This window comes from Portibacter lacus (genome assembly GCF_021533215.1).
GTDB lineage: Bacteria > Bacteroidota > Bacteroidia > Chitinophagales > Saprospiraceae > Portibacter > Portibacter lacus.
In genome coordinates this window covers 74,004-96,833 of record NZ_JAJNKA010000013.1, presented here as the reverse complement: position 1 = coordinate 96,833, position 22,830 = coordinate 74,004, and the positions used below count along the sequence as shown (strand labels likewise).

General features: G+C 37.6%; 13 protein-coding genes. 3 read left to right on the top strand and 10 right to left on the bottom strand.

The window, feature by feature from the left end; all coding sequences use genetic code 11:
- Window positions 1-3: 3 nt before the first annotated feature.
- Window positions 4-1,059, bottom strand: coding sequence for a hypothetical protein (locus L2586_RS19235; RefSeq protein ID WP_235294574.1), 1,056 nt, complete (start codon window positions 1,057-1,059; stop codon window positions 4-6).
- 216 nt (window positions 1,060-1,275) lie between these two features.
- Between L2586_RS19235 and L2586_RS19230 the strand changes: the two genes are divergently transcribed.
- Window positions 1,276-1,986 (top strand): hypothetical protein, encoded by a 711-nt coding sequence (locus L2586_RS19230; protein WP_235294573.1) that lies wholly within the window; start codon window positions 1,276-1,278, stop codon window positions 1,984-1,986.
- Here L2586_RS19230 and nagB read toward each other — a convergent pair.
- Genes nagB through L2586_RS19200 form a run of 6 tightly spaced genes read right to left on the bottom strand, consistent with a single transcriptional unit; the run spans window position 1,983 to window position 11,566 of the window.
- Window positions 1,983-3,899 (bottom strand): glucosamine-6-phosphate deaminase, encoded by a 1,917-nt coding sequence (gene nagB, locus L2586_RS19225; RefSeq protein ID WP_235294572.1) that lies wholly within the window; start codon window positions 3,897-3,899, stop codon window positions 1,983-1,985. The two genes, L2586_RS19230 and nagB, sit on opposite strands and share 4 nt — an antisense overlap.
- A gap of 9 nt (window positions 3,900-3,908) precedes the next feature.
- Window positions 3,909-5,954 (bottom strand): chitobiase/beta-hexosaminidase C-terminal domain-containing protein, encoded by a 2,046-nt coding sequence (locus L2586_RS19220; protein WP_235294571.1) that lies wholly within the window; start codon window positions 5,952-5,954, stop codon window positions 3,909-3,911.
- A 1-nt stretch (window position 5,955) separates the two neighbouring features.
- Entirely contained in the window at window positions 5,956-6,750 is a 795-nt protein-coding gene (locus tag L2586_RS19215; RefSeq protein ID WP_235294570.1) for a chitobiase/beta-hexosaminidase C-terminal domain-containing protein, read from the bottom strand.
- The gene (locus L2586_RS19210; RefSeq protein WP_235294569.1) at window positions 6,750-7,790 is read right to left on the bottom strand and encodes a 6-bladed beta-propeller; all 1,041 of its coding nucleotides are present in this window, start codon (window positions 7,788-7,790) and stop codon (window positions 6,750-6,752) included. The genes L2586_RS19215 and L2586_RS19210 overlap by 1 nt, the downstream gene beginning before the upstream one ends.
- Window positions 7,791-7,799: 9 nt before the next feature.
- Window positions 7,800-9,269 (bottom strand): DUF1501 domain-containing protein, encoded by a 1,470-nt coding sequence (locus tag L2586_RS19205; protein WP_235294568.1) that lies wholly within the window; start codon window positions 9,267-9,269, stop codon window positions 7,800-7,802.
- On the bottom strand, window positions 9,266-11,566 hold the full coding sequence (locus L2586_RS19200; RefSeq protein WP_235294567.1) for a PSD1 and planctomycete cytochrome C domain-containing protein: 2,301 nt from the start codon (window positions 11,564-11,566) through the stop codon (window positions 9,266-9,268). The genes L2586_RS19205 and L2586_RS19200 overlap by 4 nt, the downstream gene beginning before the upstream one ends.
- 395 nt (window positions 11,567-11,961) lie before the next feature.
- Between L2586_RS19200 and L2586_RS19195 the strand changes: the two genes are divergently transcribed.
- Window positions 11,962-13,053, top strand: coding sequence for a substrate-binding domain-containing protein (locus L2586_RS19195; RefSeq protein WP_235294566.1), 1,092 nt, complete (start codon window positions 11,962-11,964; stop codon window positions 13,051-13,053).
- Window positions 13,054-13,066: 13 nt separating this feature from the next.
- On the opposite strand, the gene L2586_RS19190 is transcribed toward L2586_RS19195, so the two are convergent.
- Window positions 13,067-16,183: a DUF5107 domain-containing protein gene (locus L2586_RS19190; RefSeq protein WP_235294565.1), complete on the bottom strand. Its 3,117-nt coding sequence runs from the start codon at window positions 16,181-16,183 to the stop codon at window positions 13,067-13,069.
- Between the two features lie 111 nt (window positions 16,184-16,294).
- Between L2586_RS19190 and L2586_RS19185 the strand changes: the two genes are divergently transcribed.
- Window positions 16,295-17,017, top strand: coding sequence for a phytanoyl-CoA dioxygenase family protein (locus L2586_RS19185; RefSeq protein WP_235294564.1), 723 nt, complete (start codon window positions 16,295-16,297; stop codon window positions 17,015-17,017).
- Window positions 17,018-17,100: 83 nt separating this feature from the next.
- On the opposite strand, the gene L2586_RS19180 is transcribed toward L2586_RS19185, so the two are convergent.
- Together L2586_RS19180 and L2586_RS19175 are read right to left on the bottom strand one after the other, a co-directional pair.
- Window positions 17,101-19,353, bottom strand: a complete 2,253-nt coding sequence (locus L2586_RS19180; RefSeq protein ID WP_235294563.1) for a CRTAC1 family protein — start codon at window positions 19,351-19,353, stop codon at window positions 17,101-17,103.
- Window positions 19,354-19,379: 26 nt separating this feature from the next.
- Window positions 19,380-22,730, bottom strand: coding sequence for a VCBS repeat-containing protein (locus tag L2586_RS19175; protein ID WP_235294562.1), 3,351 nt, complete (start codon window positions 22,728-22,730; stop codon window positions 19,380-19,382).
- Window positions 22,731-22,830: the final 100 nt, after the last annotated feature.

Below are 22,830 nucleotides of genomic sequence, written 5' to 3'. Positions count from 1 at the left end.
ACCTCAAAACTTAATTATACTTTGCTTGAATTCTTTGAGGAGGACCAATTTCAGATTGGCTAACACCAACTCTCCCATAGAGTTACAAGTATCGAATATATGAGACTTATGATGATAGGCCAGCTCTGATTTGAGTTGGTCTATTTTTGGATCAAATGATAGCTTATCTGCTATCATACATTTCAATAATTTATTCAGCCGGATACTTGAAGTCTTTGCTCTTCTAGTAATTAATGACCGTTCTTCGAATTGGTATTGCGTTACCGTTTCATTACTCAAGTGATCTAATCCAAGTTTAATGATCTCGTTATTTTCTTTAAAAAATTGAGGTAGATAAAAGTTCTTCCGGCCTTCATAAGATTGCTGATCAAAGTCAATTGCTCTAATCCTATATTGATTTCCGTCAATGTCTGGTGTGATGTCTACGATGTAGTTATACGAGCGCATGTCACCGAGCAAGCGCACGAAACATCGCTCATTAAACTTAATAAACTCCTTTGCAATCCTGATTTGGTCGAAAGCAGAAACATCAATATTCCTTTTGACAAAATCATCTCCTGGGATTCCCGCGATATGTTCTTCTATTAATGTATGCCTATCGTATAAAAAACTAATTCGATTCGGGGAAAGCAAATCCTCTAATTCAAGTCCATAAATTCTAGAAGCGTCTATTCGCTTTATATAAAAGTGATCGTAATTATCATTCAGCCTATTAATGATACGAACTCTATAAGGATTCGTATTTCCAAAGGTGCAAAAATCGATTCGATCTACCTTCAGGTGTTCAATGACCTTCATATCTCCATCCGTCTTCAATAAGGCATAAATTTCGCATAGATGATTATGCAACTCCATTCGTTCTGCCTCATCATAGATCAAGGTCTTCCAAAAAGTTTCATTCCCATTTCGATCCATTAGCGGAAATCCACCGATAGATCTTTCCATATCTAGATATTGCAATGGCAATTCGAGATACCGATTATAATTCTTTAAATAAAAATCAAAATCCTCAGATATAGGAAAAGAGATTTTCTTCTTAGAGGGCTTGTTACCTTTCATGTAAAATACAAGTTCAATAATTGAACCAGATTACACAAATCTCACCTTAAATTCACTCATCGATTACTGATTATTCCATGTTTCAGATTAATCGCTAAGTCAAAAACTCGAGAACTAATCTCGATCAAATTGAAATTTTACAAAAAACAACCCTAAAACTTCAATACTATTGTGCGTTAAAAATCGTTTTTACCATAGGAACGCAAAAACCCTCTGATGAATAAACTGACATTTCTTCTTTCATTTCTGTTTATTGCAACAATTACTTCAGGTCAAAAAAATATTTCTGCGCTATTTAATGTTGTTCAAACCAATAATCACTTTGACTTCGAGGATATCACAGGACAAGCGTATCCATTTTCACCTAGAATTAATTTTGCAACTTCGGAACAGATAGGGCTTTCCACCCGCGTTCAAAATCAAAATAATTTTTTCTGGGAAATATTAGTGGCTGGCGCTAAAGGTTCTAGCTATCATATCAACGGGCCCATTTCCCCAGATGACAGTAATTTCAAGGCCTATCAGCAGCTAAAATCAGATCTCCACCTGAGAGTGGAAATCGGTAAAATGTTTACCCATGAATCATTGCCTCGATTCTCTTATGGCTTTTCAGGATCTATAGACCCAAGGATAACCGTAAGAAATTACGAGCCTACTAGAACTTCCATGTTTGAAATGAAATTACAAACATACGGTGCAGCGTTAAATGTAAATCCACAGATCGAAATTAACATCAACGATAAGATCATCGTTACGTTAAAAATGCCACTAGAATTAGCTAACTATGTCTATATAGATGGTGCGGCGTATGACCCAAATAAAAACGCGGAAAATCAAATGATTTCCCGCGATATTATAGATCTATTTTTACTTCGTCCGAACGTATCTTTCGGAGTAGGCTATTATTTTACCCATCAAGATCGTTAGTAGTAATACCTTTTAAAAGCTTCTATTGCTTCGTATTCAGGCAGTCCTAATTCATCATAGACTCTTGCTGTATTTTTATTACGATCTTCAGAACGTTGCCAAAATTCTCTAGCATCATTTCCTGGGAACATCGCTCTATCTTTCTGAGACTGGTGCTTGAAAATCGCTCGTCTTTTCTTAAGCAATTCATCTGGACTCAATGGTACAGCCATGTCGATGTCCTGCACATCCCATTCTTGCCACGCGCCTCTATACAACCAAAGATACATATCACTTAAGCAAGGCTCTTCTTTGCATTGCTCCACTGCGCCTAGTATCGCATTCAGACAAGTTCTATGCGTTCCATGTGGATCAGAAAGGTCACCTGCAGCAAATACTTGATGCGGCTCTATTTCTCTGAACAGTTTTTTAATGATATCAATATCTTCTTGCGATAAGTCTTTCTTTTTAACAGTCCCTGTTTCATAAAAAGGCATATCTAAGAAGTGCATTTTTTCATCTGGAATGCCTACATAACGAGCACCTGCTTTCGCTTCCCCTCTTCTAATCAACCCCTTAATCTTCTTAACTCTATCTGAATCCGGAATTCCTGGCTTTTTATTTTCAATGTCTTCTCTTACGCCGTCAAATAACTGCTGAACATCTTGTTGCGGCATATCAAAGAAAGTATGAAAGTCATTCACGAAATCTGCAAACCTTACCACGTCATCATCAAAAACAGCAATGTTTCCTGAAGTTTGGTAAGCTACATGAACATCATGTCCTTGCTCGGCCAATCTTGAAAAAGTACCACCCATAGAAATCACATCATCATCTGGATGCGGACTGAATAAAATTACTCTTTTACGAGCAGGTTCTCTTCTTTCAGGTCTTCTGGTATCATCAGCATCCGGTTTTCCACCTGGCCATCCTGTGATCGTATTCTGAAGTGCGTTAAAAATCTTAATATTGATATTATATGCTGTATCGTAGGTTGTAATTAAATCAGCCATTCCATTATCAGCATAATCTCTATTGGTCAATTTTAAAATTGGCTTTTTCAATTTCTGACCTAACCAGCAAACCGCTCTCTTAATTTCAACTTCATCGTTCCAGTCTCTGAAACTCACTAACCAAGGTGTCTTGATTCTTGTTAACTCAGCACTAGAACCTTCATCTAAGATGAATTCTGCATTCGGGTGCTTCTGCAAATAAGTTGCAGGAATCTGATCGCTAACTGGACCTTCTAAAGCTTTCTTAATGATACCAGCTTTTCCTTCACCCCATGCCATTAAGATAATTCTATCCGCTTTCATTATGGTTCCTACTCCCATAGTAATGGCTTTCGTAGGAACATTCTCTTCGCCGAAGAAATCACTTGCAGCATCCATCACAGTCATGTGATCTAGTGTAATCAACCTAGTTTCAGAAACCTCTCCAGAACCTGGTTCATTAAACCCAATGTGTCCAGTTCGCCCTATTCCTAGAATCTGAAGATCTAGTCCACCAGAAGTCTCGATTTTTTCTTCGTAAGCTTGGCAAAAATCATAGACCTCTTCTTTAGCCAATGTTCCATCTGGAATATTGATCTGATCTGAAGGAATATCGATATGGTCAAATAAATATTCATGCATGAACCTTACATAACTCTGTAATTCTTTTGGTTCAATTGGAAAATACTCATCCAGGTTAAACGTGATTACATTTTTAAAGCTTAGTCCATCTTCTTTATGAAGTCTTACTAGTTCTTTGTAAACATTCACTGGTGTGGAACCTGTTGCTAATCCAAGTACGCAATTTTCTCCTTTCGATTGCTTTTCGCGAATTAGTTCTGCAATTTCCAAAGCAACCTGACACGATGCTTTATCTGCATTATCAAATATCCTGGTGGGGATATTCTCATTACGCTTCATCATTCGTTCATTTACTTTCATTCTGTCTTATTAGTTTATTATAAATTCATCTAAAAATATCCAACATTTTGCGCCCGGAGCTTCATGCCATTCTGGGTTTTTCAGATGTGATAATACATCTACTTTTACCCATTTAGCTTTTACTGGTTCAAACTTCAGCGTATACATCTTACGCTCTGCTCCATTCGCGCCTTCAGCAATGGCATAACTTTCTTCTGCCACCTTTGTAAATTTCTTTCCGTCTTCAGAAGTGCTTACTTCTATGCTAGCCGGAAAAAATATATAACTTGACGTAGATTCTAATGCACCTACAGATACTGTACTTATTTCATTTTCTTTTTCTAACATGAAGGTATTCCTCGCATGTGCTCCTTCATATCCTACCCATTCTCCATCACTGAAAACAAGGCTCCCCGTTTTATTATTGACTAGATTCTTCGGTGCTAGTTGCTTGTAACCAGGATGTGGCTGATTATGCATCTTCACATCCTTCACCTTGTTTCCACTTTTCACAAAGGTCTTGCTGTTAATCGGACTAGAATCCCAACCCTTCTTCTGGACAAATGCCTTAACAGTAGTCGTTTCTTTAATGTAGAAAGGTTTTTCGTAAACTGTGGAATTACTATCCGGATCAGAGCCGTCCGTCGTATAATAAATAGAAACACCTTGAAAACTTAACGCTAATGAAACTTTCATGGAATCATTGAATATCTCGGACTTTGAATTAATGATCGGAGCTTTCAGTGAAACATCAGAAAATATATCTTGATTGATCTCATAGATAACATCTAATCTCGGTTTCTTTTTTCTCAACGAATCTATCTGCGCTGGTGTATATCCCGTCCGCCATAGATACAAGCTTCTCAGCTGTGGAAAGCTTAGCAATTTCTCCATGGAAGTCACATCTACTTTTGTATTAAATAGATTCAACGATTTCAGAAACTTAAGTTCTTTCAGGGAATTAATACCCTCTGAAGTTATAGTTGTATTTTGTAATTCTAGCTTTTCCAAATGCTTGAACCGATTCACCTGCGACATCAATTGATCCGTGAGTGAAGAACTATCCAGGTTCAGTTGTGACACATTGTCTCGAATCTTTCTTAGCTGATCGAAGTCTCTCTTTTTGAGATCGGAGCGATTAGAAAAATTGACATAAACCGAAGAATTCCCTGAGCTGACAGGATATAATTTATATCCATTACTCACTAAACGTACAATCGTAGAAGAGTCTGGCTTTTCTATTTTAGAGAAGATATCCACATCCGGAGGTGCAAGAAACTTTTCTGCGATGGGTTTATATTCATCGTAATTCTCTGTTTCTACCACATATTGATCGAAACTAGCGCCAGTGCTGATCCACCATTCTACCAATTTTAATTCATCATCGGTAAGCTGAGGCTTAGCATCTGGTGGCATATGCTCATCATCATTCATCGGTAAATGCAAGCGCCTTAAAAATGGACTTTCAGATGGAGCATCCACAAGGATAGCTTCCCCGTTTTCTCCCCCCGCAATTAAAAGCTCTGGAGTAGTCATATTATATTCTCCTTTTAACTTAGTGGGATTATGACAGGAGATACACTTTTTCTCTATAATCGGATGAATGACATCTGCATATAATACCGCATTTTCGATATCTGGTATCACTGCTAATTCATTCGACTCAAACAAGAAATTTTCACCATGCGTGATAGATCCTCCCAGATGCCCAGTTATTCCTAGCATCACGGCTGAAGAGATCATCAATGTATAATACGGGCCTTTCAATTTTGCATTCTTTCCATAAGCTTTATGAATAACGAATAGTGTCCAGCATATAACCGTCAGCCCGATTGCTAACCATTTATGATTCGAAACCAATTCACCCGCGTAGTCTCCTCCTCTCGTCAGTAGTAGTCCCGTTGCAACAGAAATTGTTGCTGAACATGCAGCTAACAGTAAGGTGAAGGATTGGGCGCTTGATAGATTTTCCTCTTTCTTGAATATCCCATAAACCTCTAGCGCGTAAGCGAAAGCTAAAATACCTATGGGTAAGTGTAATACTAACGGATGCAATCTGCCCAGTAATTCTAGCATATTATTTCACAACAATTTCGTCTAAAAATATCCATGTACTATCATGGTTTCCTGGATGCCATTTTGGGATTTCCGCTAGTTGGCTAACGACTATTTTAAATTTGCTAATCGGTCTTTTTGATTTAGCCTGCAGACTTATAAACTGTGTATTTATAGTAACATCTTCCGTGAGATTTGGGAGGGTCACTTCATCTACTATTGAATATTTCTCAGTATGAGCATCCCAGATCTGTAATTCTACTTTTCCAGGTCCCATGATCCATGATCCAGTATTCGTCATCGTACTAACCATCACGGACAATTTAGAAGTTGGCTTCACCAGTTCTACCGCAACACCTACATCTTGACCTTTAAATCCGAGCCATTTCCCATCACTAAAATTGGCACTCCCTTTTTGTAAATCGTATAATGTCTTTTCAGAGTCCCCTTTGTATTGTTCACTAATTTCACCAGCTATACTTAAGGACTTAATCTTTTTTTCATTGTCAATTTTAATAAATCTTACTTCGATAGGTGTGCTAGGCAAGAAGTCCTTATGGAAAGCAGCTATCTTAATCGTTTGATCTTTATTGACCTTTATTTTTCCGCTGTAATTCTTACTATTCATATTGGGCTTAGAACCATCTACCGTGTACTTTAACGCAGCACCTTCAAAAGCAAACTCTGCTTTCAGAAAACTCTCAGAAGAAAAGATGATCTCACCAGTAGTCACCTTCGGGCTAGACAAATGGAATGGTTGTCCAAATGCTTGGAAGATCGTAAAGCCACAAAATAAAATCGTAAAAATCACCTGCATTAAACCCTCGTTAATTTGATCGGATACACATTGCCAGAATTCCACTGCGCAACATAAATACTATCGTCTTCATCTATGCATACATCATGTGGATGCTGAAATATATTCAGTGTTTGGTAAACAGGATTCAACTTTCCATTTTCATAAGTAGGTATGCTTCCACAAGGTGCAGAAACCAATTTATTCTCTTTATTAAGAATTGAAACAAATCCTGAATTAGGTACTTTTTCTCCTGACCAGATGGTCGCTACATATAAGTCATCACCGTGAATTACTGGTCGACAAACCCAAGCTCCTGGAAGATCTATCACCTCGATTAACTTCCCGTCCATTGTAAATTTCTTAAACTTATTCTGCTTCCTTGCCGTAATCATTAACTCCTCCTTTCCATTTCTTGTATCGATAGCAATACCATGCGCATTATCAAAATGTTCTGGACCATCACCTCGACCTCCGAATGTTCTGATCAATTCCCCTTTATGATTATACTGAATGATGTATTGTGATCCATATCCATCGCTAATGTAGATATCTCCATTAGCAGCGATGGCCGATTCTGTAGGAACATATTTTCCTTCACTAGCATAAAGTCCTGTTTCTTTAGGATAAGGAAGTCTGAAAATCTCATTTCCTTTCAAGTCCGTTTTAATCAAACAGTGAAGACTATTATCACAGATGTAAAGGAAGTCTTCTCCACCTTCATTATTAATGGTTAAACCATGCGCACCCGGATAATCGGTTCCCCAAGTTTCGATAAGCTTACCTGATTTATCGTAAATGATGACATTATTCTTCGTGTGATCCGTCAATAGTATAATTCGTCCCATACTATCCTGAACCATTTCATGACAGTTCTTTACAGGCACTTGTTGAGAATTCAATGAACCCCAGTGCATATCAATTTTGTACTTGTAATCTCCATGACCAACGATTACGTCGCTCATATTTTGCTTGCCTAAAAACTGACCAGCAGCAGAATAAAGTGTGCTAGCTCCTACTGAGAAAGCCATTGTATTTTTGATAAAATTTCTTCTTTCCATTTTTAATTTTTAGGCTAATAAGTCTTTAATTACATGACCAGAAACATCTGTCAATCTGAATCTTCTTCCTTGATATTTATAGGTTAATCTCTCATGGTCGATTCCTAGCTGATGTAGCATCGTTGCTTGAAAATCATGCACATGAACTGGGTCTTTTACAATATTGTATCCGAAATCATCCGTTTCACCATACACCATTCCCGGCTTGATTCCACCTCCTGCCATCCAAATGGAAAAGCATCGAGGGTGGTGATCTCGACCATAACTATTACTTGTAATTGCTCCTTGAGAATAATTCGTTCTTCCAAATTCTCCTCCCCAAACCACTAAAGTTTCATCTAGCAGTCCACGCTGTTTTAAATCTAATATTAATGCCGCTGAAGCTTGGTCTACATCCTCTGCTTGTTTCTTTATGGCATTAGGCAAATCTCCGTGCTGATCCCAACCCATATGATATAATTGCACAAAACGAACATCTTTTTCTATTAATCTTCTAGCAAGAAGTGCATTGGCCGCAAAGGTTCCAGGAACCGTTGAATTCGGACCATACATCTTATAAGTCTGATCAGATTCGCCCTTGACATCCATTACTTCTGGAACGGACGTTTGCATTTTATAAGCCATTTCGTATTGTGCAATCCGACTTGTTATTTCTGGATCACCGAAACTCTCGTATTGTTTGTGATTAAGCTCTGCAACTTTATCTAGTAGATTCCTTTTCGATGCTCTGCTCATTCCATCTGGATCATTCAGATATAACACGGGATCTTTTCCTGACCGAAATTGAACACCTTGGTGCAAAGAATGGAGAAATCCATTCCCCCATAATCTAGAATAAAGGGGTTGGCCAGCTGGTCTTCCTGTTCCTCTAGATAATAAAACTACAAAATTAGGCAAGTTTTCATTTTCACTTCCGAGTCCGTAACTCAACCAAGAGCCCATAGCTGGTCTTCCCGGCTGCTGTGATCCTGTCTGGAAAAAAGTAATAGCAGGATCATGATTAATGGCTTCTGTATGCATAGATTTCACGATGCATATTTCATCAGCAATTTTAGATGTATATGGCAAAATACTACTTATCTCAGCACCACTGTTTCCATATCTCTTAAAATCAAACTTAGATCCAACAAGCGGAAACTCGCTTTGATTAGCAGTCATACCAGTTAATCGCTGCCCATTACGGATCGACTCCGGTAAATCCTGGCCTTGCATTGTTCTTAAGAGCGGCTTATTATCGAATAATTCAAATTGAGACGGTCCTCCACTTTGAAACAAGTAAATAACTTGCTTAGCCTTAGGTGCGAAGTGTGGGAGATTAAGAGAATTGACAATAGCATTTTGAGCATCTGCTGGTTTGAAAAAACTGGTCCCTAGCAACGAAGCTAGTGAAGCAGTCCCAAGACCTATACTTGCCTTAGATAGAAATGCTCTTCGATTCATCGAATAGGACCTTTCGTCTAATATCTTTTTTTCACTCATGATAAGCTGATTGATTCATCTAAGTTAAAAATAGCAAGTGCAACGGTGCTTAATGCAGCCAATTCCGACTTATTTTCATATTCAATTTCATATTCTCCTACAGCTAAGAACTCCATCATCCGTTCCTTATCTGATTCAAAATCTTGCTCACTCTCCTTATAAAAATTGAGCAGTGTAAGTAACTCTTCTTCTGATGGAAGTCTGCTCGTAATCGACCTGAAAATATATTTCACTGAGGATTCGATGTTGTCATTTGCAGATAATGCCTTATAAGAAATCACTCTTGCAGCCTCCGTAATTTGCGGATCATTTAATAGCACAAGTGCTTGCAATGGTGTACTTGTCGATTGTCGTTTTACAATGCAAAAATCTCTAGATGCGGCATCGAAAGTCATCATACTTGGTGGCGGAACCGTCCTTTTCCAGAAAGTATAGATACTTCGTCTGTATAGTTTATCTCCAGAATCTTCCACATATTTTGCGGTTGATCGACCTCCGCCTCCCGTTTTCTCTGCCCATATACCTGCAGGCTGGTAAGGCTTCACACTTGGACCACCGACTATTCTATTCAACAATCCACTGCTTGCGAGTGCTTGATCTCGAATCATTTCGGCAGTCAGACGCTTTCTAGGAGAACGGGATAATAATTTATTTTCTGGGTCTATTTCAGCAATATCAGCTTTAATTTTTGAGCTCTGCTGATAAGTCGCAGAAGATACGATATATTTAATCAATGCTTTCTGGTCCCAGTTCATCGCCTTGAATTTAATCGCAAGATGATCTAGCAATTCAGGATGAGAAGGAAGCGCACCTTGATTTCCAAAATCATAAGATGTGGAAACAATGCCTTCACCAAAAATAATCTGCCATATTCTATTTACAGCAACTCTGGCTGTAATCGGATTTTGATCATCAAACAACCATTCAGATAGTCCTAAGCGATTCGGAGGAAGATCATCACCAAACGCCAATACAGACTTCGGTGTGTTTGGAAATACTTTCACCGTTGGATTATCATAAGCGCCCCTTCCGAGCACAAAGGTTTCTCTCGGCTCTTCCATATCCTCCATTATCATAAGAGGTATAGATTCCATGGTATCCACGTTATTGATAAATGCTAATTGTTCCTTAATATCTTCAGGTTTAATTTCCAGATAAGGTTCGGGAATCGCACCATATGGTTGTATCAATCCCTTTTCAGGAACTGAGTTAAAAAATGCATATAAGGAGAAATAATCTTTTTGGGAAATCGGATCATATTTATGATCATGACACTTAGCACATTCTACTGACAAGCCTAAAAATGCCGTTCCAAATGTCTGCGTTCTATCCGAAACATACTCCACTCTATATTCTTCCGGTACTACTCCACCCTCTTGTGTTATTTTGTGATTTCTGTTAAAAGCAGTTGCTACGATCATTTCTTTCGTCGGCTCTGGAAGCAGATCTCCCGCTAATTGCCAACGAACAAACTTATCATACGGCAAGTTATTTTTATAAGAATGTATCACCCAATCTCTCCATGGCCACATTACTCTCTCTAAGTCATCTTGATAACCATGCGTATCTGAATATCTTGCCAAATCTAACCATTCTGCTGTCATTCTTTCTGCATAGGCATCCGAAGCTAACAATTTATCGATGTAACTATCTAGGTCATCACTGTAGGTATCTAAATCTTCTATCGTAGGTGGAAGTCCTGTCAAATCGAAAGATAATCTTCGAATTAAATAATCAGGTTCTGCTTGAGCACTTGGCGCGATATTGTTTTCTTTTAATTTACTGAGAATAAACTTGTCGATATCATTGACAATAAAATTAAGCTCATCTGATACTTCAGGTATATTATTAACTGGTGGCAAAAATGCCCAGTGCTTCTTCCATTGAGCTCCTTGCTCTATCCATCTTTTCAAGATGGCTTTCTCGTAGTCTGATAAGGTAAGATTAGATTCTGGCGGTGGCATTATATCGTCTGGATCTGTCGTATAAATTCTATGAACCAGTTCACTACTATCTGGCTTCCCAGCAACGATGGCAAATCGATCCTTCTCCTTTCCTAAAGCCACAAAAGCGCCTTCTTCCGTATCTAGTCTCAAGCCACCTTCCATCTTACTTTCATCAGGTCCATGGCATGTATAGCAACGGTCACTCAGAATGGGTTTTACATGAAAATTAAAATCGATGAGTTTTGGAATTTCTTGCTTGTGGGCATATGTTTTACCTTCTGAGACAACATCACTTTTACAGGATGTTCCTACAAGAATTAATAAAAGTAAAATAAGACAAGAGAATTTCATAATGTTTTCATGTTTCTATTCAGTTATTGTATGATGATTTCGGTTCAAATTATTAAAAAATTGCTCTAACTTATAAAAAGAAGAACAATAATTTGAAATATAAATATTTTGCAAAATCTCTCTCAAATAAAATGACTACCACCATATCTTGCAATCATTTTCCACCTAACTATCATTTAAACTGCTTGTAAAAAATTTTAGTTGATGGAACTAAAATTTCTGCAATTGGCCTAAACTTCCCTATTCATAGGGAAAGTCAAATGCCCAACCCTACCCTGTAACGAAAATAATGATAATTTTACAAAAAACTGTGTGCGAACACATTTATTTATTAACTTTAAATTGAAATGATCACTTGGCTTTACATATTTATTCCTCTAAATTGCAATTGATTCATGAAAGATAGAATACGGATAAAAGATATTGCTATTGTTGCAGGTGTTTCTCCTGGAACGGTAGATCGAGTACTCCATAAAAGAGGCAACGTCTCTAAAAAATCAGAGGAAAAAGTACTAAAAGCCCTAGAGTCATTAGATTACAGTCCTAATGTATTAGCAAGTGTATTAGCCTATAATAAAGAATGGAAAATTGCTGCACTGATTCCGAATGAGTACAAAGACTCCTTTTGGAATCAACCTAAAGATGGCATTTTAAAAGCATTACAGGTTGTGAAAGATTATGGCGTCACTGTCGATTTCTTCCATTTCATGGAAAACAACGAAGAGGAATTTGTTAGACAATCAGAAGCTATTCTAGAAAAAACTTATAATTGTGTAATTGTATCTCCCATCTTCACCGAGCAAAGCATTTCATTCTTAAAAAAGTGTGATCAGAAAGATATTCACTATGTATTAATTAATACATATCTCGACTTAGAAGATTCGAATCTGATTTGCTATATCGGGCAAGATTCCTATCACAGTGGAACCTTAGGTGCAAAGTTGCTTGCTTTCGGTCTTTCTGCTGGCGAAAGTGCAATGATCTGCCATGTGGAGGAATTAGTATACAATTCACAACACTTAATTGACAAAGAACGCGGTTTCAAAGATTACTTTAAAGAGCATCATGATCTCGGAATAAATGTTATCACGGGTCACTTTGAAAATCCTTACGACACAGTAGGAATGTATAATTTCTTCAAAAAGCACTTAACGAAATGTCCTAATATAAAAGGTATCTTCATTTCTACTTCTAGAGCTTTTCATGTGGTCAATGCATTAAAAAAACTTGGAATTTCAGATCTTAAGTTGGTCGGATATGATTTAATTGACGAAAACTTAACTTATCTAGAATCTGAAGAAATTGACTTTCTAATCAATCAGAATCCATTCAAGCAAGGCTACTTAGCAGTTATCAATATTTTCAATTTTCTAATTAGAAAAATCGAACCTAACAAGTTGCAACACTTACCACTTGATGTAGTCATGAAAGAAAACGCCAATTATTATACCGATCGACAGTTCGAAGAAATGCCCATTGTAATGTAGTCTAGAAATAGCCTCAATACCCTACTATTCTTTCCAGAAGAGCGACCATATCCTCCTCATTATTCGTAACAGAAGAATTAAATATGGCTAAGGTTAACTGATCATCTTTCGATTCCGACATCTCCAATTTAGCAAGTGTACTTTGTAGGACTTCTTTATTTGCCAATTTTTGAAGCGCAAGCAGTTTCAACACTTGATAAATTTTAGTGGTTGCTTCTTTCTCCGAAAGTGAAACAATACGCTTGTAAGAACTATCAGCTTTATCCTTTTTGCCCAGCTTTTCATAACTCAACCCTATTAGGTAATCTTGTAATCGTTCATCAACTATGTAGGGCTTCCCAACTCCCAGATTTTCCGGCCATAATTTAGACCTTTCAAGAATCTGAATCGCTTTGTCATATTTTTCATTTCCGATAAGCTCTTCCGCTAAAAAAACATGAGCCCTATAATAAGTGTGTCGACTTGACCTAGCTAATTCTGAAGGTAAGACAACGATATTTTGCAATACCTCTATACTCCTCTCATATTCCTTCGATGATAAAAGACTCTTTGCATAAATCAATCCTGTATTATAATTCTTCGGAAACATTTGGTACGTTTTTTCAGACATTAATTTTGCCTTTTCTAATTCACCAGCTTCTAATAAAAGTTGAATATGCTCTTCCCTTTGTTTCCAATCATTACCTTCTAGCGCCAATGCAGAATCATAGTCCCCTATCCTAGCATCTATCGATCCATTCTTAAGCATTTGCCCTCTAAAACGATAGAAAACAGGAGAGTCTGGAATATTTTCGCAAGCTTGCATCAATTGATCTCCTAATTCATTTTTCCCTACTGCATAGTAATTAAGCGCTAAGTAATAATCTGACTTCCAGTTCTCAGACTGATCTTTAACCCATTCGAACACTTCTATACTTTCTCTTCGATAAGGAAATGTAAAATCAATCTTTCCTTCCAAAGCTTGAATTAATTTTTCAGCACTCTTCTCAGGATCAACATCTCCTAACAGATAAGCTAACCAAAGTGAATTCTTCGTATTTTGATGTTGGAGACTAAGGACATGAATAGCATCTGACATAAGACCTAAATGAAAATACTGCAGAGCTAATTCCAACGAACTTTCAGCTGGAAACTCATTGCTGACTTTTAAATTTTCATGACTTTCAAACTGGGCGAAATGATTCAATGGATCATATTCTAGCACCTTCTTAATCTGGGCTTGATGTGTCTTTTCATCCTTAAATTTTCGAGCACAGACAATCAGTACATTTCTCGCATTGATATTATATTTATTAAAATCTAATGCCTTTCGGGCATAGTCAGTTGCTTTATCAAATTCTTCAAGAGCGACATATATTTCGGCCATTTGAGCAAATGAAACAGACCTAAAACCCATGCTCCTGGCCGCCCAGCCAAAAGTTTCCAGCGCATTGATGTAATCTTTCTTCGCGCGATAAATGATTCCTGCTTTGTAATTAGCTTCCGGATGATAAGTATCCAATTCTAGTACACGATTTGCGAATGCTAGGGCTTCATCATAGTTCGCCCTCTTAAATTCCAGTTCTGCCATCTTCACCAAGGCATCTTGATGGTAAGGTATAGTCTTTAATAGTGTCGCGAAATCTTGTCTCGCCTTACCGTACTCCCTATATTTCATAGCTTCCCAACCTTCAAAATATAGTTTTTGATCTGCTGTCAATGAATTTCGAGATTCTGAATAAAAAGGCCGCTTTAATTTCATTCGATCTGTATCATTGGTATAGTAAATTTTATGGTCACCTACTTTCACTTCGAGCTTGTCTGTGGGGCTAAGTTTCACCTTCTTATAAAAGACATCCATTGGTTTCATTGATAAACTTTCGCTTACCACTTCCTGATCGTTAATGGACACCATAAAGTCTTCGTGCAATGTTTGCAATGCATTTAAACCAATAATGGCCATTCCATCTTCATACTCAACGTTCATAACGCCCCATTCAGAAGCCGCTTCCATGCCTCCTATTTCTACAAATGGAAACCAAATTTCTCTCCACCGATCCATAACATAAGGATCAAAACTTGCTTGGGTGATGGGATTATTTCCACCTTCAGGAAAATATTGGTTAAATAAACGACCTGCTTGAAATTCGATGTATTGCCCATCTGTATCTGTCAACAAATCTTCCCAGATTCCTCCAGATCTGGACAACGCCCACAACCATAATTTCTGCCCAGGCATCTCTTCATATGGTGACCAGTGTCCAAAACCGAATTCCTTATCATGATAATAACCTCCAAAGTAATCTTTGTATTCTCCAACTATATGATATGATTTATGTGAACCAAAGTTGTTGTCTTTGTAATTGAATAATTTCCGCCCATCTTTATCAATCGGCCAAGGATTCGGGTCCCCACCATGCTCTATTGATTGGTTTCCTGGGATGAAGAATTCCAAGTCTTCACTTGCCGCTGCAGCGCCTGTCATCCAATTGTAGTAGGATTGATTCAAAGAAGTCGGATTATACCACGAAGCATTTGTCTCATAAAATGCCTTATCCTTATCAAGCCTAATTTCAACCCTCCATTGAGTTCTAGATGGAAGATCCATCGCACCTACGACACAACTCACACTTCCATCCTCGTTCTCCATAATTTCATAATCCACAGGTGTCGCCGTCGCAGGCGTATGACCTATGATTCCAAAATTAAATTCCACACCACCTGAAGTCCAAGGTCCTCTCATTGCTATATTCCGAAATTTGATGACTTCATTTCGATATAAGAATTCCTCGCCTGTTTTCTTTTCTATTGCTCCCCAGATCTTACCACCTATTTCCGGCAAGATATACACTGTAATGAAGTCGTTCTCCATTTTCACAACATCCCACTCACGATCAGTTTTTTCCTGGCTATATCCCTCAAATTTGAAGTAGGGATAAATTTTAGGATTTTCGGCTAAAATAGGAAGTGGATTAGGCTCATCAAAAGCATAAGTTTCAATGCTACGATTCTCAATAGAAATGGATGCATTCTGTGCGATCGAAGCTAAAGGAATATGCAACAAAATGAGCGTTAAAAAACTAGTATAAGTAGAAAGATTCATCTTCATTTTAGGTCGATTATTAGATACAATTAAGATACTATTTTTCATTAAACCCCACGTTTATTTAGCTTTTAAAATACATGCATTATTTTTTCGCCAATACTGATTTCCCTTAATGTTTCAGATAAATTATATATTTATTACACAAACACCGAGCGCATGAGTAATTCAATTATTGAAGAATTTGAAAGAGAAGGATTTGCTACTTACCATGATATCCTTAATCCGACTGAGATAGAGTACTTTAGAAATATTTATGAAGATTTCTTAAGTGGTACGATTTCCACCGTGGGACATAGGTCCGACCTCAGTGGAAGTGAAGGCAAAAAGGAGTTGATCGTCCAGATCATGCGGCCTTCTATGCTACATCCTCCCTTACTGCATTCTATTCTCCACCAGAAAATCAATAAGTTAGCAAAGGAATTGCTTGGTCCAGATATGGAATTGGACTTTGACATGTTAATTGACAAACCTCCATTCACTAACAAGGAAACCCCATTTCACCAAGACGAGGCTTACTGGATAGATATGGAAGATAAGCGCGCTGTTTCTTGTTGGGTAGCTTTAGATGATGTTACAAAAGAAAATGGATGTATGTGGTATGTTCCAAAATCTCATAAGGAAGAACTCAGAGCTCACATCCTAACGGGAAATGGCGGAGCTATGAAATGCGAAGCAAGAGAAGACGAAGCGAAAGCTGTAGAATTAAAGGCAGGTTCATGTACTTTTCACCATGGAAGGACCATTCATTATGCAAGAGGAAATAGCACTGGAAACAGAAGGAGGGCATTTATTTTAAATTTCCGCTCGAAGGAGATGATCGAATATGAACGATCTCAAGGTTTCAATCATCTAGGCGACCGAAAAGAAAAACAAAAGTAGACGGACTTGAATTATTCAAATAGAAGTTAGCTATTATTTGATGCATGGATATTTAAAAGCAGAGGTATTGACTGTTTCTATATTTAATGATGATGATGTGCTTTCTTTTTAAAAGGCATGGCGTTCAATGTTAAAACCTCTATATCATCGGCACCCTCTTTTATCAAAATATGTTGCTTTGCTTGAACCTTATTGAACTTTGAAACAGTGGCTGATTTAATGGGCCATTTGACAATGATTTCTTTAATCTCCGTTGCCTGACCGATTCCGATTTCTGCAAGGATGCTGTTTCCGCCAAAGCTGGCACCTGTTCCAACGGTATGGAAAACCTTTCTTTCTTTTCCATCAATGTCCAAAGTCAGAATTATCCTTGCACCTATCGCCGAACGATTACTTTCACTTCCTTCTAATTTAATATTAATCCAGTTATTCTCATTTCCAATCGGATTTTCAAATAAAACATTTTGGAAATTGTCTCCTTCGTATGCTCCTCCCATAACCGCATAGACATCTTGATCACCATCTTGGTCTAGATCGCCAAATCCGATGGCATGACCCTTTTGTATATGACCAAACCCGCCACTATAGGTTATGTCTTGAAAGGATTCACCTCCCTTATTTAGATACATCTTATTAGGTACCAACGATACAAAACTTGGGTCTCCTGTTGCCAAGTAGAAATCCAGAAAACCATCATTATCCAAGTCTCCAAAATTACAACCCATGGTTGTTACGGGTTCATCTAATCCAACTATTTCTGAAACATCCGTAAATGTATTATCACCATTATTTCTATAGAGTTTTGGTCGGCGTTTGTTAAAAACCTTTCTCGCATTGGCCATCATCATATTAACTGGAGTGATCTGTCCTGATGAATATGCGCTCACGAAAATATCTTCCCATCCATCATTATTATAATCGAACATCCAGGTAGAAAAACTTTCTATTGGTTCCGAAACTCCACTGCTGTCTAGTAAATTAAATTGAAGATCACCATCATAGCTTACATTCTGAAATAATAGATTATTCCCATTAAAATTAGATATATAAAGATCTGGATATCCGTCATTATTGATATCTCCAGCAGCGACTCCTTTGTAAAAGCCAAGCGAATCAATTCCAGACTGCTCTGATACATTCGAGAAGGTGCCATCAGCATTATTAAGATACAGTTCGGATCTGTATTTTCCTTTAGGTGAACTTTCGTTGCCAATGAATAAATCTATCCACCCGTCTAAATTAAAGTCCCGCCAAACGGCAGTCTGAGTAGGATGATAAGAAAGCACTCCAGCTTTCTCCGTTACATCCGTAAAAGTACCGTCGCCATTATTCCTGATCAGCGAGTTCGGGATTCCTCCATAGTTTTCCAGCCAAGCACCTCTAAGAATGATAAAATCTAAATTTCCATCATTATCATAATCAGCATGTTTCAAGTTTAATCCACCTGTCACCCCAACTAACCCAGAATAAGAGGTTCTATCTTCAAAGCCACCATTTTTATCATTTTCAAAATATCGAATTTGATCCTTGTGTCCCCAAGAAGAAATGATCAGATCAAGGTAACCGTCATTATTAAAATCATCGATACACACTCCACCAGATAATGCATTAATATCTAATCCTAGATCCATGGCAACATCTGTAAACTTAGGGAAGTCGACATTATCAAAATAACTTTCTGGTATTCTATAAATTTCAGGAACACTATCAGGATACTGTCCTAGGGTCATATATGCAATATTCAAGAGGTAGTGAATTTCATAATCCCTTGGATAGATGTCGAGAAAATCCTCCATGTATTTCACCGCCTTCTCAACATTCTCTGTAATCACATACTGAGCCTTTGGGCTAATCGGTATGATACATGATTCATTGTTATGATTACTAACACAATTCTCTAACTCCGCCTTCCTCATATAAGCTATCGCCAATTTTCGCTTAACTTCAGCAACCGCTTCTACCTTCCCTAAAATTTCATTTGCCGTAAAATAGGCCAGAAAGTCTTCGAAAATATTGATAGACAAATCGATGTTTCCCGCTCGCAGCAATTCGTCGGCATAATCATAAAGTAAGACGTCCATTTCCTTTCCAGGCTTGAGAGCATCCAATTTTTTCTTATACATATTTGCCCTTTGTTGATTGAGAACATATCCGACATTTTCAACATCGATTGTTTCATAGGCATCACTGACTTTCTTCATCATCGATTTCGTGGATTCTGCCATCTCCACTTTAGATTCGTACACCTCATCAGTGCTAACAGTGCTATCGCTAATACATCCAATCTGTAAAAGAAGACATAATCCGACCAGCCAGAAATAATTACCACTTTTCATTTTCTCTTCAACTTCTATCTTTAATTTTAATTATTTGGTGTATCATATTCTATCACTTGCAATCTTTCATCATTATTAGCAATGAGAATAAGCTCTTGATTTACACCTTTTAAAAACTGCATATTTTTCACGTCCAATGGTGCAAAGAAACCACTTTGATTTACTGATTGCGGAATGAAATTTCCTCGACCATCGCCCAGAAGAAACATGCCGATCCCAGCATCGTTTCGTGTCGTTTCAATTTCTGAGGTAAATAAATTACCTGCAAGTAACAAGTCATTATGACCGTCATTGTCAAAATCTTTAATTAAAATATCATTTATGGACGATATTTGAACTTGATTCGGCAAAGGCTTTGCGTTAAATGTTAGATCGCCTAGATTCTCTATATACAAAGAAGCAAATGTTTGGGCTTTTAAATTAAGAGCCTTATCTAAATTTTCACCATACACGTCTCTCAAATTCGACACCCCAAAATCTTCATAGGTAGGGAATTTTTCAGAAAGCTCTGGGATTTGCTGGGATGAACATGATCGTCCCCGCACTGGATATAATTCACCATGTTCATAATAACTAAGCACGATGTCCAAACTTCCATTTCCATCAAAATCCATACTATGAACTTCGAATGGCTCATCTACCGTAGCTTTATATTTATAATTAAGTCCTAGGTTACCAGCTACGATGTCGAGATCTCCATCACCATCCATATCTTCTGCATCCACAGAATAGAACCAGCCTACACTTTCTTCAAGTCCTTGAGCAATTTCCTTTTGAAAGCCATTTTCCTTCGTTTGGATAAACATTGTTACAGGCATCCATTCACCGACCACTAATAAATCATCTAGTCCATCGTTGTTGATATCCGCCCATTTCGCCGACGTCACCATCCCTAGATTTTCAAAATCTGGGGCTAAAGTATTTGTAGCATCAACATACTTTCCTTTTTTATTTTCAAGCAATATACTATTCGCAGGATGTGGATATTTTCCAGGAACTAGACGCCCTCCAACAAATAAATCAAGGTCACCATCCTTATCAAAATCTGATACTTCTACGCATGAACTACTGACCCGATAATTAGGAAGAATCCCTTTGGTTCGAGTAAAACGCAGACTTCCTTGATTCTCATACAATCTGTCTTGGAGTAACGGATCATCTACGTCAAATTCATTCCCACCACTAGCTACAAAAATATCCAGATCGCCATCACCATCAAAATCCACAAAGGCAACACCCATATCTTCAGAATTTGCATCAGCTATCCATGGACCAGACGCTACTTCATCAAATGTTCCAGAAGTATTTTGCAGGAATAATTTACCAGCACTTCCAGCAGCTCCACCTAAGAAAAAATCTTCTCTTTGATCGCCATTGATGTCACCTACAGCCACAAATGGCCCAAATTGCGACATTTTATGTGGAAGTAATATTTCTTTTACATAGTCATCATATTCATTTTCTTTGTGCATCACCGCATTCAACTGCAAGTCTTTAGAAACATCACGAAAAATAGGATTCCACTTTTTTACATTTGGATTACTTGCTACTTTTCCACTATTAATATTTATCGCATGAGTCCTATTCGTCTCTAAGTTGGTTAAAATAGATTGCCGTCCATCTAACCAATCTACAACTACTTTTTCTATTAAATTTTTATCTCCTACACCGAAGTGGATTTTATCATCACTCTTTGACAGATATCCTCGCCCATTAGCAAGTTCGACCATTTGCCACAACGAATCATTCCGATATAGACTCACCCTAGTTCCATAGGGATGATCCTTTACTCCAGGATCAATGTTGAATGCAATAAAGTTTCCAAGCTCTTTTTCACTCGCATTATTTCTATAAAGTGAAACTTCATCATCTATGTTATTAATTACTAAGTCAAGGTCTCCGTCTAAATCTAAATCTGCATATGCAGCACCATTAGAAAGTGTAGGTTCTTCCATCCCCCACTCCTTGATTTTATTCGTAAAAGTCAGATCACCGTTGTTCTTATAGATATAATTGGCCATCTTATCTTTTGGTGCTAAATTGACAAATTCCATCACGTCGATCATAGACTGCGGATCTCTTCCTGTTTTTTCAGCTATTTGATTTAAACTATCTAATTTTCGATCATACACTGAAGTCAGATCACTCAGCCTATTATTACTCATGACACCATTGGTTATAAAAATATCTTTATTGCCGTCTTGATCGAAATCGGCGAATAGTGGCGCCCAACTCCAGTCTGTATTACTTACTCCAGCTAACTGTGCGAGATCACTAAAGGTAGAATTTCCATTGTTTCTTTGGAGTGTGTTAAACATGTACTGATAATGACCACCAGATTCAACCAAGGACCAAAATGTTTCAGGCTGCATAGCACCCATATGGGTTTTAATTCTCTTGTGATTCTCTGGCATCATATCTAAAACCATGATATCGAGTAATCCATCATTGTCATAATCAGCGATATCACTACCCATGCTAAAATTTGAAATATGCTTGGTCCCATTCCAAACTTCATCCTTAAATGTTCCGTCTTTCTGATTGATATAGAGATGATCAGGTACGTCGAAATCGTTGGCAACATAAAGATCCGGCCACGAATCTTGATTTAGATCGCCTACAGAAACAGACAATCCAAATGCGAAATTCCTCACACCGGCTTCGTCTGAAACATCAACAAATTTATTATTGCCTGTATTCTTATATAGTTTATCACTAAACAATGGATTCGCACCCATTGATTTATTTAGTTCACCACCTTGACCAGGAATACTTGGAGGTTGATTTACCAAGTACATATCTAGTAGTTTATCTTTATTGTAATCAAAGAAAATTGCTTGCATCGAGAATCCTCGGTCCGCCAATCCAAACTCACTGGCCTGATCCGTGAACGTAAGATCTCCGTTATTTATATACAGCTGATTCGCACTCTTTTCATCCTCGAGATATACATTTCTACAGACATAAATATCTAAATCTCCATCACGGTCTATATCAACAAGTGTCGCTCCTGAAGACCATATTTTATTATTCACGATACCCGCCTTATCAGATATATCTTTAAATTTCAGATCTCCTTGATTCAAGTATAAGCGATCTCTCACTTGGTTTCCAGTTAAAAATATATCTGGCAAACCATCACCGTTGATATCACCTATGGCAACTCCAGCACCAGAGATAAATTCAACATTGATCATATGATTATTCTCTCTTGTCTGAATCACTGGATTCGAGAAAGTAATCCCCGAATGACTGGATGGAATGGAGGTAAAGAGCTTTTCATCATTTGAGTCAAAACTTACTTTTTCCTTTGAACAACTCGTATACAGTCCAAAGGATAAGGCACACAAAATCATACTTAATAATAAACGAGTCATAACATCAATTATATTCAACATTGGCGAAGCGAGTAATAACATATTACTTCTTCAAATTTACTAGAAATTATCTATTGATTTTTTTGGAATTAAAAAGAGT

Bases quoted from the DNA above. Each gene is read 5' to 3' on its own strand.
- L2586_RS19235 (WP_235294574.1), bottom strand. From the start codon at position 1,059: ATGAAAGGTAACAAGCCCTCTAAGAAGAAAATCTCTTTTCCTATATCT.
- L2586_RS19230 (WP_235294573.1), top strand. From the start codon at position 1,276: ATGAATAAACTGACATTTCTTCTTTCATTTCTGTTTATTGCAACAATT.
- nagB (WP_235294572.1), bottom strand. From the start codon at position 3,899: ATGAAAGTAAATGAACGAATGATGAAGCGTAATGAGAATATCCCCACC.
- L2586_RS19220 (WP_235294571.1), bottom strand. From the start codon at position 5,954: ATGCTAGAATTACTGGGCAGATTGCATCCGTTAGTATTACACTTACCC.
- L2586_RS19215 (WP_235294570.1), bottom strand. From the start codon at position 6,750: ATGCAGGTGATTTTTACGATTTTATTTTGTGGCTTTACGATCTTCCAA.
- L2586_RS19210 (WP_235294569.1), bottom strand. From the start codon at position 7,790: ATGGAAAGAAGAAATTTTATCAAAAATACAATGGCTTTCTCAGTAGGA.
- L2586_RS19205 (WP_235294568.1), bottom strand. From the start codon at position 9,269: ATGAGTGAAAAAAAGATATTAGACGAAAGGTCCTATTCGATGAATCGA.
- L2586_RS19200 (WP_235294567.1), bottom strand. From the start codon at position 11,566: ATGAAATTCTCTTGTCTTATTTTACTTTTATTAATTCTTGTAGGAACA.
- L2586_RS19195 (WP_235294566.1), top strand. From the start codon at position 11,962: ATGAAAGATAGAATACGGATAAAAGATATTGCTATTGTTGCAGGTGTT.
- L2586_RS19190 (WP_235294565.1), bottom strand. From the start codon at position 16,183: ATGAAAAATAGTATCTTAATTGTATCTAATAATCGACCTAAAATGAAG.
- L2586_RS19185 (WP_235294564.1), top strand. From the start codon at position 16,295: ATGAGTAATTCAATTATTGAAGAATTTGAAAGAGAAGGATTTGCTACT.
- L2586_RS19180 (WP_235294563.1), bottom strand. From the start codon at position 19,353: ATGAAAAGTGGTAATTATTTCTGGCTGGTCGGATTATGTCTTCTTTTA.
- L2586_RS19175 (WP_235294562.1), bottom strand. From the start codon at position 22,730: ATGACTCGTTTATTATTAAGTATGATTTTGTGTGCCTTATCCTTTGGA.